Here is a 14501-nt window from a genome sequence, read left to right as displayed (position 1 = left end):
AGTCAACAAACTAGGCAAGAACGGAAGGTATGATCGCCATGAACGAGCCGCTTGTGATGATTCCGGGGTTGAGCTGCACCGCGGCGCTCTATGGACCGCAATGGCCGGCACTCGCCCCAGGGCGGCCGGTCCTCGTCGCCGATCATGCCCGCGACGATGGCCTGGCTGCCATCACGGCCCGGCTGCTGGAGGCGGCTCCGGAGCGGTTTGCACTCTGCGGTTTATCGATGGGTGGCTATGTCGCCTTTGAAATCCTGCGCCAGGCGCCGGAGCGCGTGACGCGGCTGGCCCTCCTCGACACCAGCGCGAAGCCGGCGACGCCGGAAACCAACGCGCCGCGTGAACAAATGATAGCCCTCGCCGAGAAAGGGGCTTTCGACAATGTCACGACGTTGCTCTGGCAAAAGCTGGTGGCGCCGGAACGCTTGACTGATGACGCACTGCGGCTCGACGTGCGGAAAATGGCAGAAAATATTGGCGCAGAAGGGTTTATTCGCCAGCAACGAGCGATCATGGGGCGGCCGGACTCCCGGCCGGGCCTTGCCGCCATCTCTGTGCCGACCCTGGTTTTGGTGGGAGCGGAAGATCAGATCACGCCCGTTGCGGAAGCCCGGGAGATCGCCGACGGGATCGGCGGCAATGCGCAGCTGCTGACGATTCCGGCCTGCGGCCACCTTTCGACTTTGGAGGCACCGCAAGCGGTCACAAAGGCGCTGCTGAGCTGGCTCGCCTGACGATCAGCGCGGAGCAGTGCAGGGGTCGAGCCTGGTTTCGTTTGCGCTCTTGCGGATCGAACCGGTCACGAGCGGGTCGATCATCTGGCCCTTGGAGGCCGCGGACGCGACCTGGCCCAGGCGTTCTGTGTCGAGATGCTGCGCCGTCTGAGTGGACACGAAATTGACGGCGATGACCGAAAGGAAGGCGATCGCCGCACCGGCCTTGGCAACATCCGCGACCATGCTGCCGCGCTCGTTCTTCAAGAAGAGTTTGATGACCCGCATGGGGCGCTCCGCATCGTCGGGGCGCAATGCGGCCCCGTGATGCATCTTGCGCGCCAGCCAGTAAAAGCTTGGTTAGCGAATGCTTGCCGGGGTCGTCGGAATGCCATTCAATCGCCTCCGGTTTGCACGAAAGAGCGCCTGAAGAGCCCGCAGCACGGCGATCACCGCGGGCCGCTGTCGCGAGACCTCGTGTGAAACGAGGAAGATCTCGTCGGCAGTCTCGTCCGGCGGCGGGGCGAGGCGGATCAATGCCTCGTCGAAATCGCCCATGAAGCAAGGCGCCATTGAAACGGCCCCCGCCGAGCGGATGCTCTCATAGCGCGCGGCTGAATCTCCGACGCGGGCCGCGATCGGGCGCCCATTGGCCCAGTTCAGAATGTGCTCCTCGATCCGGGAGGAGACGTCGCGGCTGACCGAAATGATGGGCGCCGTCAGAGGGTCGACATCGCGGCGCACATACAGCGCCTGCACCAGCCGCCCGATCTTCTGGCTGAAATAGCCGTTCTCCTGCGGCGGGCGGCGCATCCGGATCGCGATATCGGCATCCCCGCGGGCCAGGTCGAGCCGGTCTCGCGTGCTGATGATACCAATCTCCACGCCGCCCGCCTGAGCTGAGATCGTCGTCGCATGCATGGTCAGGAACAGGCTGATCGAGGTCGTGGCAGTCACACGGACAGGCGCGTCATCGGCGGAGCGCGCCGCACGCGTCCGGTTGGTGAAACGCTCGACCGCATTGGCGACCTCACCGGCATCGCCGGCTAGAGTTGCGCCAATCTCGGTGAGAACCAGCCGGTTTGCCATGCGCCTGAACAGTGGCAGGCCGAGTTGCGCCTCGAGACTCTTGAGGCGACGGGCCACGGTCGCCTCGCTCAGCCCGAGCGCGACCGCTGCCACGGCCAGCGTCCCACCGAGGGCGATGGAGTGGAAGATCGCGATGTCGTCCCAGTTGGGTGAAACCAGTTCGTGGCGTCGAGGTGAAGGGGAAGCAGGCTGCCCCATGCGATCATCGGCCATGGCTGAGCATGGGGGGCTGTCCTGGCATCGGCGTCATCATGCGGTGTGTTTGGGTGCGGGCGACTGCGGTTCGACATGCCGGCAAGATGCCGATGGCGCCCCCGGCTGACAGCCCGCCGACTTTGACGGCCTCACCGACAAAAATGCGAGGGTAGCGCGTGCCCGAATGCCGCGCCCCCGCCTCACAGGTCGATCAGTTCGCCGGCAAAGGCCGCGCGTTCCTGGATGAAGGTGAAGCGGGCTTCCGGTTTGTTGCCCATCAGCCGCTCAACGGTATCGGTGGTCTCGTCCCGCGCCTCATGGTCGACCATGACCTTGAGCAGGATGCGCTTGGCCGGGTCCATCGTGGTCTCCTTGAGCTGGGCCGGCATCATCTCGCCCAGGCCCTTGAATCGGCTGATCTCCGGCTTCTTGCCCTTGAACACGGTCGCGATCAGCTCGTCCTTATGCGCGTCGTTGCGGGCATAGACGCTCTTGCCGCCATGCTGGAGCCGATAGAGCGGCGGCACGGCGAGATAGAGATGGCCCTTCTCGATCAGGCGCGGCGTCTGGCGCCAGAAGAAGGTGACCAGCAGCGAGGCGATATGGGCGCCGTCGACGTCGGCGTCCGTCATGACGATGACCTTCTCGTAGCGCAGGTCATCCTCGCGGAACTGGCTGCCGATGCCGCAGCCGAGCGCCAGGATCAAGTCGGCAAGCTGCTGGTTCTGGTTCAGCTTCTCGCGGGTCGCGTTGGCGACGTTGAGGATCTTGCCGCGCAGCGGCAGGATCGCCTGCGTCGCGCGGTTGCGCGCCTGCTTGGCTGACCCGCCGGCGGAATCGCCCTCGACGATGAAAAGTTCGGAACCTGCAGCGCCGGCGCTGCTGCAATCGGCGAGCTTTCCCGGCAGCCGGAGCTTGCGCGTCGCGGTCTTGCGCGAAACCTCCTTCTCCAGCCGGCGGCGCTGGCGCTCCTCGGCCCGGTCGACCGACCAGTCGAGCAGCTTCAGTGCCTGCTGCGGCGCGGCGGCGAGCCAGTGGTCGAAGGCATCGCGCACCGCGTTCTCGACGATGCGCGCGGCCTCCAGCGTCGCGAGCTTGTCCTTGGTCTGGCCCTGGAACTCGGGCTCGCGAATGAAGACCGACAGCATCGCGGCACAGGTCGCCATGACGTCGTCGGAGGTCACCTGCGCCATGCGCTTCGACTGTCCGATACGCTCGGCATGGTCACGCAGGCCGCGCAGCAGAGCGACGCGCAAGCCCTGCTCATGCGTGCCGCCTTCGGGCGTCGGAATGGTGTTGCAGTAGGACGAGCTGAAGCCGTCCTCGCCGGTTGCCAGCCACGCCACGGCCCATTCCAGCGAGCCGTGGCCGCCATCCTTTGTGATCTTACCGGAGAAGATCGGCTCGGCGACCAGATCCTTGCCCTCGATCTCGCGGCCGAGATAGTCGCGCAAGCCTCCGGGAAAGCGGAAGACAGCCTCCGCCGCGACATCGCCCTCTGGCTTCAGCAGCGCGGGCGCACAGCGCCAGCGGATCTCCACGCCACCGAAGAGATAGGCCTTCGAGCGTGCCATCCGGAACAGGCGGGCAGGGGAAAAATGGGCGCCCTCGCCGAAAATCTGCGCGTCGGGATGGAAACGCACCTTCGTGCCACGCCGGTTGGCGACGCGCCCGACAGTTTCCAACGGCCCCTGCGGCGCCCCGCGCGAAAAGACCTGGCGATAGAGCATCTGGCCGCGCGCGACCTCGACCTCGAGCCGGTCCGACAGGGCATTGACGACGGAAACGCCGACACCGTGCAGGCCGCCGGAGGTCTCATAGGCCTTGGAGTCGAATTTTCCGCCGGCATGCAGCGTTGTCATGATGACTTCGAGCGCCGACTTGTCGGGGAATTTCGGATGCGGATCGACGGGGATACCGCGGCCATTATCGGTGACCGCGAGCGAGCCGTCCTCGAATAATTCGACGTCGATGAAGGTGGCGTGGCCGGCGACGGCCTCGTCCATCGCGTTGTCGATCACCTCGGCGAAGAGATGATGCAGCGCGCGCTCATCGGTGCCGCCGATATACATGCCTGGCCGCCGGCGCACCGGCTCGAGCCCCTCGAGGACTTCGATTGCGGACGCCGTATATCCGGCCTCGGACAAGGTTCCGTTGCGCGGTACGGAAGGCGAGGCCGATTGCTGCGGAGGCTTGCTCGGGGCCGCCGTGTCACGCTTGACCGGCGATGGCTCGGGCGCCCGCTGCGGCTGCCCGCCGCTGCCCTCACCGAAAAGATCGCCATTCTCCGCCATTTCTTCCGCCGATCACCTGATTCGCAGCGCTCTTAGGATAGCGCATTCGGGACATCGCCAGGGCCGGCACTCCAGCCAGCTGCAGCGATTGGTCCCCAGACATATATCGAACATCGCTCCGAACAAGCAGGAGAATCATCGCACTGCCTCTTGCTGTGCACCGGAAGCCTCAATCGCGAGAGTGTCGCAGCTGTGTCACGCGAGCATGCCATGCGTTGGCGAAGCGCATGGTTCATGTCGCATTAACCCGGCACGAACGAGAGTGACCGGGTCGAGATTCGTCAGCTTGCGAATGGCTGCCAGCTGCCGGAATATTGGGAAAATGGGAGGCTGTCGTGGTCGCGCGTTCGTCGGTTCCAGGGGTGAAGATGGCCGGGCTCGAGCGCACCGCGCGCCTTGCCGGTGAAGCCTTTGGTTACGAGGACATGGCCTTCCTGGCCCGGTCGCGCGCCACCGATATCGGCCAGTCCCGCAAACTGTGGTGGCTTGCTGCTTCCATCGCTGTGATCGGCTTGGTTGCTCTCGCCCTGCGCTGAGACGTAAGGCGCCCGGCGGGGCGTAAACGCGGGCTGAGTCTGGTCTCTGTCTGCTATCAGCGCCGGCTACTGGCGATCATCTGGTCGTAGAAGGCGAGATGGGCCTGCGCCGCCTCATCCCATGATGCGGAAAGATCGACCGCGATCGCGTCCGCCTTGTGAAGATGGGCGGTGACGATGGCGTCGGCGAATTTATCAGGTGCTGCATCGACCGGGCAAAGCACGGTTGCGGGGCTGTCGATCTTGGCCTTCAGCGACGGTGACAGGTCAAACTCGTCCCGGCGCTCGGCTTCGGTCGAGACCAGGGGGATCGCGAGCTGGCTGACGGCCTGGAAGCTGCCGCGACGTGTGCTGATGCCGTCGGTGAAGGGCAGCAGGAAGACATCGGCCGCTGAAAGCGTCGCCATCAGTTCGCCCTCGTCGTCGATGCGACCGCGAAAGTCGAGCCAGTCGATGATGCCGAGCTCGCGCGCAAGTGCAAGGAAGGCCTCGCGATCCCTGGGCTTGTCCCAGAGGAAATCGCCACAGACCAGGAGCCGCGCTCTGGTGCCGCGCTCATGCAGTGTCTTGACGACGCGCAGCAGCATGTCCGGACGCTTGCTCGCATAGAGCACTCCGAAATAGCCGATCACGATATCGGCCCGCGTCGTGCCGTTGCCGCGTGTCTTCGCTCGCTCCTCGACCACCCGCTCCGGATCGATCCGCGCCGGCATGATGTTCGGGCCGATCGGGATGACCGGCGCCGCCTGCTTTTTGCGGTCTCCGACGAGTGGCGTGCCGAGGAAGCTCTCGCGCTGCTGTTGGGACACGAAGATGAAGCTGTCGGTCGCGAGGATGTCGGGGATCATCGAGAGGTAGCGAAGTCGGTTGATCGAGGCCCATTCATGCAAGGTCACGGCGATGCGTCCCTTGCGCGTGGCAAGTCGGGCCGCCATCAGGGCCGAGCCTGGCAGCACGCTGTTGCCCCACCCCTCGGTCGGCATCTGAAAATGCGCGATCTGTCCGGCGCGCAGCACGTCGACGATAGCGTCGATGAAGCGTCGCGGCTGGTCGGGTTCGATCATCTGCAAGGCGACGAAGGCGGGTCGCTGCGCGTTGATCGCTTCGCCGAGCCGCTGCGCGTAATCCATGACGGCGCAGGTGACAGGGCGGGCCGAGCCGAAGATCACGACGGAGGGCTTGAGTGATGAACCGGAGAGAGGCATGCGTGCTGCTGGGCTGTGCGAGATTGACGGATCGCAGGGCTATGACATGGCTTTACTAACCTTGCGTGAGCATGCCGGTTTGTTCCGCCCGCCGTTGCGGCTCTTGCTTCACGACATCGTAAGATTGCCGGCGACTATGGTTTGACGGAGCGGTTCGGATGTCGCAGCGGCATCCCCGACATATTCAAGGGTGACCCATGTCGGATATCGTGTTGCACGCGGGGCGACCTGCTCCGGACGGGATTTCGGCAATCGAACGCCTGGCACTCTCTGGCTTGCGGATTTCGTCGCAACTCCTTGAACCGACACATTTCAAGGGTTACGGCCGGATAGCTTCGCTACTCCGCCGTGCCGCGCCCGAGCGCCATATCGTTCTGGAGATCGACCCCGACAGCCGATTCAGGTTTCCGTTCGGCGATGCCTACTGGAGCCGTTTGCTGGCACCTAGTGTCGTGTATGAGCCTGAGATGATTGCACTCTTCCGCATGATACGCGCAGAGGACTACGCCTTCGTCGATTGCGGTGCGAACTTTGGCTATTGGTCGGTTCTGGTATCGGGCGCGGCACTAGGCAGACATCGAGCCATCGCCATCGAAGCGTCGGGCCGCAACTTCATCGAATTGACGGCCAATGCGGCAATCAATCAGAAACGGTTCGAGGCCGTACATGCGGCCGTCGCCGAGACTGATGGTGGTTTTGTGACTTTGGGCGGTCCGACACATGAAGGTCTGGCCATCGTCGACACGGCCAAGGCGGCGCCAGATGCAGAGACGGTTGCTTGCGTCTCGCTCGATGGATTGATGTTGCGAAGGCCTTGGTTCGACGGGAGCAAACGTTTCGTCCTGAAGCTCGATGTCGAAGGCGTCGAGGAGGCGGCGTTACGCGGAGCAAGCGAAATGCTGCGACGTGACACATTGCTGATCTATGAAGAGCAAGGCTCGGATGATGGGCACGCCAATACGCGGTTCGTTTCGCAGACGCTCGGCATCCCCATATTCGTCTACGATGGACACCGCTTCCGCGAGGCGGCCGATCCGCTGGCGGCGATGGCCGCGATGAAGGTGAACCGCAGGCGCGGCTACAACGTCCTGGCCACTCGTTCGAATTCCTGGCTGGACATTCTCCGCCGCGAATAGACGCACCCGCACTTCAGCGTCCCGCGGACACGGTCCTCCAATCGCCTTTCCAGCCGTGACCGACGGTGCGTTGCTCCTGAGCGGCGGCCTCCCGGCTCACACGATGTATTGCTCGCAGAAGGAGACCAGCAAAAAAGCCGGGGCGTCACCGCCCCGGCGTTTCAGGTGGACCACGAACCGTCGCGGTCGGGAGGAAGGCAGCTGCGCCGGGAAGATTCCGGCGCAGAGCTCTCAGTAGGAATAGTACATCGCGAACTCGACCGGGTGCGGCGTCATTTCGAAGCGCGCCACATCCTGCATCTTGAGCTCGATATAGCTCTCGATGAAGTCGTCGTTGAAGACGCCGCCGGCCTTGAGGAAGGCGTTGTCCTTCTTCAGCGCCTCCAGCGCCTCGCGCAGCGAACCGCAGACGGTCGGGATCTTCTTCAGCTCGCGCGGCGGCAGGTCGTAGAGATCCTTGTCCATCGCCGGGCCGGGATCGATCTTGTTCACGATGCCGTCGAGGCCGGCCATCAGCAGCGCGGCAAAGGCGAGATAGGGGTTCGCCATCGGATCGGGGAAGCGAACCTCGACGCGCTTGGCCTTCGGCGAGGTCGTCCACGGAATACGGCAGGAGGCCGAGCGGTTACGGGCCGAATAGGCCAGCAGCACCGGAGCCTCATAGCCCGGAACGAGACGCTTGTAGGAGTTCGTCGACGGGTTGGTGAAGGCGTTCAGCGCCTTGGCGTGCTTGATGATGCCGCCGATGTACCAGAGGCACTCCTGCGACAGGTCGGCATATTTGTTGCCGGCCATGATCGGCTTGCCGGCCTTCCAGATCGACTGGTGGACGTGCATGCCCGAGCCGTTGTCGCCATAGATCGGCTTCGGCATGAAGGTCGCGGTCTTGCCGTAGCTCTGCGCCACGTTGTGGATCGCGTACTTGTAGACCTGCATGGTGTCGGCCATGTGGGTCAGCGTGTCGAACTTCAGGCCGAGCTCGTGCTGGGCCGAGGCGACCTCGTGGTGGTGCTTCTCGACCTTGGCGCCCATCGCCGCCATGGCTGCCAGCATCTCGCCGCGCATGTCCTGCGCCGAATCCTGCGGCGGGACGGGGAAGTAACCGCCCTTGGTGGCGATGCGGTGGCCGAGATTGCCGCCTTCGTAGTCGGTCATGCCGTTGATCGGCAGCTCGACGTTATCGAGCTTGAAGCCGGTATTGTAGGGCTCAGCCGAGATCTTGACGTCGTCGAAGACAAAGAATTCAGCTTCCGGGCCGACATAGACCGTGTCGCCGATACCGGTCGACTTGAGATAGGCCTCGGCCTTCTTGGCGATGCCGCGTGGGTCGCGGTTATAGGGCTCGCCGGTCGCGGGCTCGAGGACGTCGCAGGTGATCACCATCGTCGCGGCCGAGAAGAACGGATCCATCACCGCCGTCGTCGGATCAGGCATCAGAAGCATGTCGGACTCGTTGATCGCCTTCCAGCCGGCAATCGACGAACCGTCGAACATCGTGCCTTCGGCGAAGATGTCCTCGTCGATCATGGTGATGTCGAAGGTGACGTGCTGCCACTTGCCGCGCGGGTCGGTAAAGCGGAAGTCGACATACTTGACGTCGTTGTCCTTGATCGCCTTGAGGACGTCCTTGGCGCTCTTCATCTCAGCATTCCTCTTGAAAGCAGTTTCTCAACATTCATCGATCCGCGGGTATTCGCCCGGCGGACGCCGATTTCACGGGTTCGGGAATGAAGCCCTCAGATCGCGTCCGCGCCGGTCTCTCCGGTACGGATGCGGATCGCCCCCTCCACCGTCGATACAAAAATCTTGCCATCGCCGATCCGGCCGGTCTGGGCGGCCTTCTTGATGGCTTCGATCGCGCTCTCGACCATCTCGTCCGCCAGCACGATCTCGATCTTCACCTTCGGCAGGAAGTCGACGACGTATTCGGCGCCGCGATAGAGCTCGGTATGGCCCTTCTGGCGGCCGAATCCCTTGGCTTCGAGCACAGTGATGCCCTGCAGTCCGACTTCCTGCAGCGCCTCCTTCACCTCATCCAGCTTGAAGGGCTTGATGATCGCTTCGATCTTCTTCATGCGCCGACCGGCCTCCCTTGCGCGTGGTTGGAAACGGATATTCGTCCGTTCCTCGATACTGCCTGCCGGTCCAATCGTCGATGCGCTGAAAATCGGCCTTTCCCGATGTCTCGGTGGCCGGCTCAGCGTTCCGTCGTGGCAGACGAACACTCGCCGAATGTGCTCATAGCATCGGCGCGTGTGCCTCGCCATGAGGTAGCATGGCAGGTATCGCCTCATGATGAGGCGATATTCCGCCCATAATTTATGCAGTTGATCAATCGATAGCCAAACGAGATCTGCACCCTCATCTTGCGATGAGCGCCTTGCTTCCCGATGATCATGGGATGAGCACCCCCGACGAGATCTCCCTTGCGCTGTTGACGCCCGACGAGATGGCACGCGCCGACAAGGCTGCGATTGCTGCCGGAACGACGGGGCTGGTCCTGATGGAGCGGGCGGGCAGGGCGGTCGCCGATGCCGTCAGCCGGCGGGCCCGGCCTGGACAGGCCATTCTGGTGCTCTGTGGCCCTGGCAATAATGGCGGCGACGGATTTGTCGCAGCCCGTCTCCTCCGCGAGCGCGGTTTCGCGGTGACACTGGCTTTGTCCGTCGATCGCGCCGCCATGAAGGGCGATGCCCGCGCGATGGCGCGGGCCTGGACCGGGGAGGTCATGCCGATTTCCTCCACCGCTCCGGAGCGGGCAGCGGTCGTGGTCGACGCCCTTTTCGGTGCAGGCCTCGATCGGCCCCTGATCGGCGAGGTCGCTGCCCTGGCGCATCGCGTCAACGCCTCGGAAGCCTCGGTGATCGCCGTCGATGTCCCCAGCGGCCTTTCGGGAGAGACGGGACGCGCTGATGGTCCGGTCATAGAAGCCGATGAGACGGTCACCTTCTTTCGCCTCAAGCCCGGGCATCTGCTCCATCCCGGACGCGGATTATGCGGCGTGGTGACGCTCGCCGATATCGGCATCACAGCGGAGGCGGCGTTTGGCGACGGCGCCCTGGAGGCGCGAACCTTTTGCAACGCTCCCCCGCTATGGCGCTCCGAGTGGCCGAACCATGCGGTCGATACCCATAAGTACAAGCGTGGCGCGGTGCTCGTCCTGGCTGGCGGGCTTGCGGGTGTCGGCGCGCCCAGGCTCGGAGCGCGGGCGGCGCTGCGCATCGGCGCCGGCCTGGTGACGATTGCGTGCCGGCCCGAAGCGCTTGCCGCTCATGCCGCCCGCGGCCCGGATGCGCTGATCCAGCGCGGGGTCGGCTCGGCAGCCGATATCGAAAACCTACTGGCCGAGAAGCGGCTCGGCGCGGTCCTCGCCGGGCCAGCACTCGGTCTTGACGCAACCGCTCGCGAAGCCGTCCTGGCCGCGCTACGCTCGAACGTTCCGGCGGTGTTCGATGCGGACGCGCTTACCTTGCTGGCGGCAGAAACCACGTCTGTCTCGATCGGGACCTGGACCAAGCGGCGTGGGGCAGCTTGCGTACTCACGCCGCACGAAGGGGAATTCGAGCGCCTTTTTGCCTCGTCTGCGGACGTGATGACCGCTCCATCCAAGCTCGAACGAGCGCGCCGCGCTTCGGCGGCAACCGGTGCGGTCGTCGTCCTGAAGGGGCCGGACAGCATCATCGCCGAGCCAGATGGAAGAGCCGCGATCAACATGACCGGCAGCCCGGCCTTGGCGACGGCTGGTTCCGGCGATGTCTTGGCGGGTCTGATAGCAGGCCTGCTGGCTCAGGGCATGCCAGCCTTCCAAGCCGCCTGCGCCGCCGTTTGGCTCCATGGCAAGGCGGCGGAACGGCTCGGACGCGGCTTGATCGCCGATGACCTGCCCGAAGCGATCCTGCCCGCTCTGTCCGAATTGCCTGCTCAACAAGGCGGGTAGCTTCGGCTAGAGCATGCTGGCAACGGTTTTTCGCATAGAGCATGCACTAAACTATGAGAGTCGATCACGTTTTCTGCGTTTGGACGATTTCGTCCAAACGCAGCGCGATCTAGCCGACGCGGAACACCAGAGATGACCGGCCCGCCGGTCGGGCGGGCCGGGATGTCAGTCAGCGGCTGGCATAGGTCACGGCCGGAGCTTCCGTCAGTTGCTCCTTCGTCATGTTGATGACGCCGTGGTCCGGGTACATCATCGGACCACGCGGGGCAGGCGCTGCTGCTGGCGGAGCCGAGGCCGTGCCGCCCATGCTGCCGCTACCGCCGGACGGGGCGGGAGCAGGAGGCGGAGCCGGAGCCACCATCGGTTCGTCGCTCCACGTCACCTGTTCGAAGGGAATCGCAACATCCTTCGAACCGATACCGAGGAAGCCGCCGACGCCGACGGTCACCATCTCGACCTTGCCTGTCTTGTCGAACAGAACTTCCGTCACATCACCAACCTTCTTCTTGTCGGGGCCGTAGATATCGACACCCATCACCTTGGACGCACGCCACTTGCCCTGGCCCGCGAGATTGTTCTCAGGCGGCTTGGCGCGCTCCACAGCGGGTGCCGGCGCCGAAGGAGCTGTCGAGGGGGCGTTCGACGGGGGCGCACTGGTCTGCGCCATCGCGGTCGTCGCAAGCATGACAGCTCCGACCGCCGTCAGCGCGATTGAGTGCTTGAACATCGCTTCCTCCATCCAGAAACCGCGAGTGCGGCTTGAGGGGAAAACGTCGGAAACCGGATTTTGTTCGGAAAATTCCTCTCTTTCGCCACGGGACATCGCCATGCGTGTAGTGCATGGGCGCCTGGAACAGGGCAACGTGCCTTTCACCTGAGCCTGCCGGGCTGCGAAGCCTTGCCGCGCCCCGTGATCCTGTCATGCTTCGATTGTCGGATTGCCGCCGCCAGGCGAGCATTCCGTTGCGAGAGCGGACGGGAGTATGCCATGCCTGCAGTCGAGCCGAGGACGCCCTTGACCATCCATCTGAGTGCCGCCGAACTGACCGCGCTCGATCGATATTTGCGCGAAATCCAGTCACGTCGATCGCGGGAAGAGGCCGTCGCCGAGATTGTGGCCCGCTGGGCGACCGGGCAGGGGCTGTTGCCGGATCCTAACGACAAGGACGGGCTTGAGCTGGACGAACTCAACGCCAGCAATGACAGCTAAAGCATCGGCCCGAAAAGTGGATTGCGGTTTTCGGGACAGCCGATGCAAACGCAGAAGGTTAGATCATCGGGCGGCGCCAGGGTCGCGGCCACGCGCGTGCGGTTCCGTCCTGCATTCTTCGCGGCATAGAGGGCCTGATCGGCGCGGCCGATCGCGTGTGCGAGCGTCTCGCCGCGGCGAAGCTCGGTAATCTCGAAACTGCAGGTCACCTTCCGATCGGGCGCCAGCTTGGGAAACGAGATCCTCGCGATATCGCCGCGCAGGCGCTCCGCGAAATGGAAGGATTGCTCTGCCGTCGTATCCTTGAGCAGGATGACGAACTCCTCGCCACCGATGCGACCGGCGGCATCATTGACGCGAACTGCGCTCCGGATGGTGGCGGCGATCGTGACCAGCACGGCATCGCCTGCCGCGTGGCCATAGGCGTCTTTGATGCTCTTGAAATGATCGATATCGCAAGCGACGACGCTGATTGCCAAGGGATGACGCGCCGCGCTCAGGGATTGAAACCGGCTTCGCAGGCCGCGCCGGTTCAAGGCGCCCGTGAGCGGATCGCTATCGCGCTCGTTGGCAGCCGGGCAGTCACGTCCACACCTGCGGCCAGGAGCAGCCCAAGGCCCAACCCGACCCCGAACACCGAGGCGCTGAACTGCACCCAGATCCAGGACCCCGACTGCATGAACGCAGACGCGGATGTTGCCGCAGCCAACTCGGCAGACAACAATGTGCGCAGGAAAAAATGCAGGCCAACACCAGGACCAGCCAGAATATCACCCGGTCTGTGGCGCCTCCTCGCGCAAGCGATCTCATGATCCAGGAGGCGGAGGCGATGATGCCACCGAGGCCGAAGCTCACGACGTGGACGCGCGCAACCAGGTTTCGGTCGACATAGAAGAAATAGCCGAGCGCCCCGATGATCCCTGCGAACCAGATGACGTGGAACCAGCGCGGCGGCCGCCGAGCGGAGCGCGCCATGACGCCCGTCACGAAAACCAGCGTGCCGAAGACATAGAGGACGCCGTACAGCATCGTGTTAAGGCCGAAATCGGCCGGTATGCGCGTTGTCTGAACGAGCATCCCGATGCCGAAGGCCAAGAACCCCTGTGCGAAATGGAGCAGGTACCAGCTTCGGCGCTCGAACAGCCAGACGGCGCCGAAGGTTGCTGCGAACAGGAACAGGATGGCCGTTGGTACGAGGTTCACAATGATCCGACTACAGAGGCCGCCCGGTTCGCGGTCGCCGTCGTCTACTGCCCTGGGTAAACAATCGACGTCGCAGGATCATGTAGCTGGGCGCTCGTCGGTGCCAACCGGGGCCCCTGGTTGGCGGCCTTCCGAGATCGGCAGAGTGCCACTGCGCGAAGGTCGTTAATTGATCATCTGCCAGTCAGTTGCTAGGGGAGCGCATGCCCGATGATCCCCTTCAGACCGTCGCCGATCGGACCCTGCAGCGAGCCGATCTGGCAGCTCTCTCGGAATTGCGCAGGCCTCACCATGTGATCGCGTGCGATCTGGATGAGGCGGATCTTTCAGGGCTCGATCTGTCGGGGTGGAGTTTTGAGCGGTGCAGCCTCAAGCGCGCCAAGCTCAGAGGTACGAGGCTCGAGCGGGTGCAATGGCTCGGCTGTCGAGCGGCCTTCGCTGATTTCATGGGGGCCGATCTATCGGATGGCTGCGTTCAATCCGGCGATTTCAACAACGCCATCCTGCGCCGGACGACGCTGGTCTCGGCTTCCTTTGCTGGCTGCAAGTTGACTGGCGTCGATTTGTCCGAAGCCAGAGCATTGAATTGCCGGTTTGAAGAGGTCCTTCTCGTCAGCGCGAAGCTGCCTTCGTTCAGCTTCCGCAAGACCACGCTCAGGAAGATCGATTTCAGCCAATCGGACCTGAGGAAATGCGATTTCAGGGATGCGGTCTTCGAGGATTGCAGTCTGACGGACGCGGCACTGAATGGCTCTCGCTTCGAGGGGGCCGATCTTCGCGGCGCTGATCTGGGCGGATTGAGGCTGGTTGACGCCACCCTCTTTCGCGGCGCCACGATCTCTCGCCAGCAGGCCGGCCAGCTGCTCGCGGAACTGGGCTTGAAGGTGCGCTAGGCAGAAAGGCTGGCGCCAGCGCCATGGCGTGAGCCTGCTGCGGACCTCCCTTCGATCAAGAGCCTTGAGAGTGTCACACAAGGATGTTTA

Annotated in this window: 15 protein-coding genes; 7 read left to right on the top strand and 8 right to left on the bottom strand. The window is 63.9% G+C overall.

Going from position 1 to position 14501, the window contains the following annotated elements:
- The first annotated feature begins 29 nt into the window (after nucleotides 1-29).
- On the top strand, nucleotides 30-734 hold the full coding sequence (locus FG93_RS17470) for an alpha/beta fold hydrolase (protein WP_348270482.1): 705 nt from the start codon (nucleotides 30-32) through the stop codon (nucleotides 732-734).
- A 3-nt stretch (nucleotides 735-737) separates the two neighbouring features.
- Here FG93_RS17470 and FG93_RS17465 read toward each other — a convergent pair whose 3' ends face one another.
- From FG93_RS17465 to parE, 3 genes are all read right to left on the bottom strand, one after another.
- Nucleotides 738-1001, bottom strand: a complete 264-nt coding sequence (locus FG93_RS17465) for a hypothetical protein (RefSeq protein ID WP_152579490.1) — start codon at nucleotides 999-1001, stop codon at nucleotides 738-740.
- A gap of 72 nt (nucleotides 1002-1073) precedes the next feature.
- Nucleotides 1074-2000 carry a LysR family transcriptional regulator gene (locus FG93_RS17460; protein ID WP_161783838.1) on the bottom strand — a complete coding sequence of 309 codons (927 nt, stop codon included), beginning with the start codon at nucleotides 1998-2000 and terminating at the stop codon, nucleotides 1074-1076.
- A gap of 197 nt (nucleotides 2001-2197) precedes the next feature.
- Complete coding sequence (parE, locus tag FG93_RS17455) at nucleotides 2198-4291, bottom strand: DNA topoisomerase IV subunit B (protein ID WP_043236642.1); 2094 nt, start codon at nucleotides 4289-4291, stop codon at nucleotides 2198-2200.
- Nucleotides 4292-4626: 335 nt separating this feature from the next.
- Between parE and FG93_RS32470 the strand changes: the two genes are divergently transcribed.
- A complete protein-coding gene (locus tag FG93_RS32470; protein ID WP_152579489.1) occupies nucleotides 4627-4827 on the top strand; it encodes a hypothetical protein in 201 nt (66 codons plus the stop codon).
- Nucleotides 4828-4883: 56 nt separating this feature from the next.
- Here FG93_RS32470 and FG93_RS17450 read toward each other — a convergent pair whose 3' ends face one another.
- Nucleotides 4884-6032, bottom strand: coding sequence for a glycosyltransferase (locus FG93_RS17450; RefSeq protein ID WP_081881622.1), 1149 nt, complete (start codon nucleotides 6030-6032; stop codon nucleotides 4884-4886).
- 197 nt (nucleotides 6033-6229) lie between these two features.
- Between FG93_RS17450 and FG93_RS17440 the strand changes: the two genes are divergently transcribed.
- Nucleotides 6230-7168, top strand: coding sequence for an FkbM family methyltransferase (locus FG93_RS17440; protein ID WP_052513894.1), 939 nt, complete (start codon nucleotides 6230-6232; stop codon nucleotides 7166-7168).
- 231 nt (nucleotides 7169-7399) lie between these two features.
- Here the strand turns inward: FG93_RS17440 and glnA are convergent, their stop codons facing one another.
- Nucleotides 7400-8809, bottom strand: coding sequence for a type I glutamate--ammonia ligase (gene glnA, locus FG93_RS17435; protein ID WP_043236638.1), 1410 nt, complete (start codon nucleotides 8807-8809; stop codon nucleotides 7400-7402).
- A 95-nt stretch (nucleotides 8810-8904) separates the two neighbouring features.
- Nucleotides 8905-9243, bottom strand: coding sequence for a P-II family nitrogen regulator (locus tag FG93_RS17430; RefSeq protein WP_043236635.1), 339 nt, complete (start codon nucleotides 9241-9243; stop codon nucleotides 8905-8907).
- A gap of 326 nt (nucleotides 9244-9569) precedes the next feature.
- On the opposite strand from FG93_RS17430, the gene FG93_RS17425 reads away from it, so the two are divergent.
- Nucleotides 9570-11105, top strand: a complete 1536-nt coding sequence (locus FG93_RS17425; protein WP_043236876.1) for a bifunctional ADP-dependent NAD(P)H-hydrate dehydratase/NAD(P)H-hydrate epimerase — start codon at nucleotides 9570-9572, stop codon at nucleotides 11103-11105.
- A gap of 169 nt (nucleotides 11106-11274) precedes the next feature.
- Here FG93_RS17425 and FG93_RS17420 read toward each other — a convergent pair whose 3' ends face one another.
- Entirely contained in the window at nucleotides 11275-11832 is a 558-nt protein-coding gene (locus FG93_RS17420; protein ID WP_161783837.1) for a PRC-barrel domain-containing protein, read from the bottom strand.
- Nucleotides 11833-12093: 261 nt separating this feature from the next.
- Here FG93_RS17420 and FG93_RS17415 point away from each other — a divergent pair, with 261 nt between their 5' ends.
- Nucleotides 12094-12315: a hypothetical protein gene (locus FG93_RS17415; RefSeq protein WP_043236632.1), complete on the top strand. Its 222-nt coding sequence runs from the start codon at nucleotides 12094-12096 to the stop codon at nucleotides 12313-12315.
- Here FG93_RS17415 and FG93_RS31270 read toward each other — a convergent pair.
- Nucleotides 12312-12974 carry a GGDEF domain-containing protein gene (locus tag FG93_RS31270; protein WP_280114148.1) on the bottom strand — a complete coding sequence of 221 codons (663 nt, stop codon included), beginning with the start codon at nucleotides 12972-12974 and terminating at the stop codon, nucleotides 12312-12314. The two genes, FG93_RS17415 and FG93_RS31270, sit on opposite strands and share 4 nt — an antisense overlap.
- A gap of 199 nt (nucleotides 12975-13173) precedes the next feature.
- On the opposite strand from FG93_RS31270, the gene FG93_RS32465 reads away from it, so the two are divergent.
- Complete coding sequence (locus FG93_RS32465) at nucleotides 13174-13578, top strand: hypothetical protein (RefSeq protein WP_152579488.1); 405 nt, start codon at nucleotides 13174-13176, stop codon at nucleotides 13576-13578.
- A gap of 143 nt (nucleotides 13579-13721) precedes the next feature.
- Entirely contained in the window at nucleotides 13722-14411 is a 690-nt protein-coding gene (locus tag FG93_RS17405; RefSeq protein WP_043236630.1) for a pentapeptide repeat-containing protein, read from the top strand.
- Nucleotides 14412-14501 lie beyond the last annotated feature (90 nt).

It is taken from the genome of Allobosea sp. LC85, assembly GCF_000735605.1.
Classification (GTDB): domain Bacteria; phylum Pseudomonadota; class Alphaproteobacteria; order Rhizobiales; family Beijerinckiaceae; genus Allobosea.
The sequence above is the reverse complement of the archived record's forward strand: the minus strand, read 5'-3'. Positions and strand labels throughout refer to the sequence as shown.

Bases quoted from the DNA above. Each gene is read 5' to 3' on its own strand.
- FG93_RS17470 (WP_348270482.1), top strand. From the start codon at position 30: ATGATCGCCATGAACGAGCCGCTTGTGATGATTCCGGGGTTGAGCTGC.
- FG93_RS17465 (WP_152579490.1), bottom strand. From the start codon at position 1,001: ATGCGGGTCATCAAACTCTTCTTGAAGAACGAGCGCGGCAGCATGGTC.
- FG93_RS17460 (WP_161783838.1), bottom strand. From the start codon at position 2,000: ATGGGGCAGCCTGCTTCCCCTTCACCTCGACGCCACGAACTGGTTTCA.
- parE (WP_043236642.1), bottom strand. From the start codon at position 4,291: ATGGCGGAGAATGGCGATCTTTTCGGTGAGGGCAGCGGCGGGCAGCCG.
- FG93_RS17450 (WP_081881622.1), bottom strand. From the start codon at position 6,032: ATGCCTCTCTCCGGTTCATCACTCAAGCCCTCCGTCGTGATCTTCGGC.
- FG93_RS17440 (WP_052513894.1), top strand. From the start codon at position 6,230: ATGTCGGATATCGTGTTGCACGCGGGGCGACCTGCTCCGGACGGGATT.
- glnA (WP_043236638.1), bottom strand. From the start codon at position 8,809: ATGAAGAGCGCCAAGGACGTCCTCAAGGCGATCAAGGACAACGACGTC.
- FG93_RS17430 (WP_043236635.1), bottom strand. From the start codon at position 9,243: ATGAAGAAGATCGAAGCGATCATCAAGCCCTTCAAGCTGGATGAGGTG.
- FG93_RS17425 (WP_043236876.1), top strand. From the start codon at position 9,570: ATGAGCACCCCCGACGAGATCTCCCTTGCGCTGTTGACGCCCGACGAG.
- FG93_RS17420 (WP_161783837.1), bottom strand. From the start codon at position 11,832: ATGTTCAAGCACTCAATCGCGCTGACGGCGGTCGGAGCTGTCATGCTT.
- FG93_RS17415 (WP_043236632.1), top strand. From the start codon at position 12,094: ATGCCTGCAGTCGAGCCGAGGACGCCCTTGACCATCCATCTGAGTGCC.
- FG93_RS17405 (WP_043236630.1), top strand. From the start codon at position 13,722: ATGCCCGATGATCCCCTTCAGACCGTCGCCGATCGGACCCTGCAGCGA.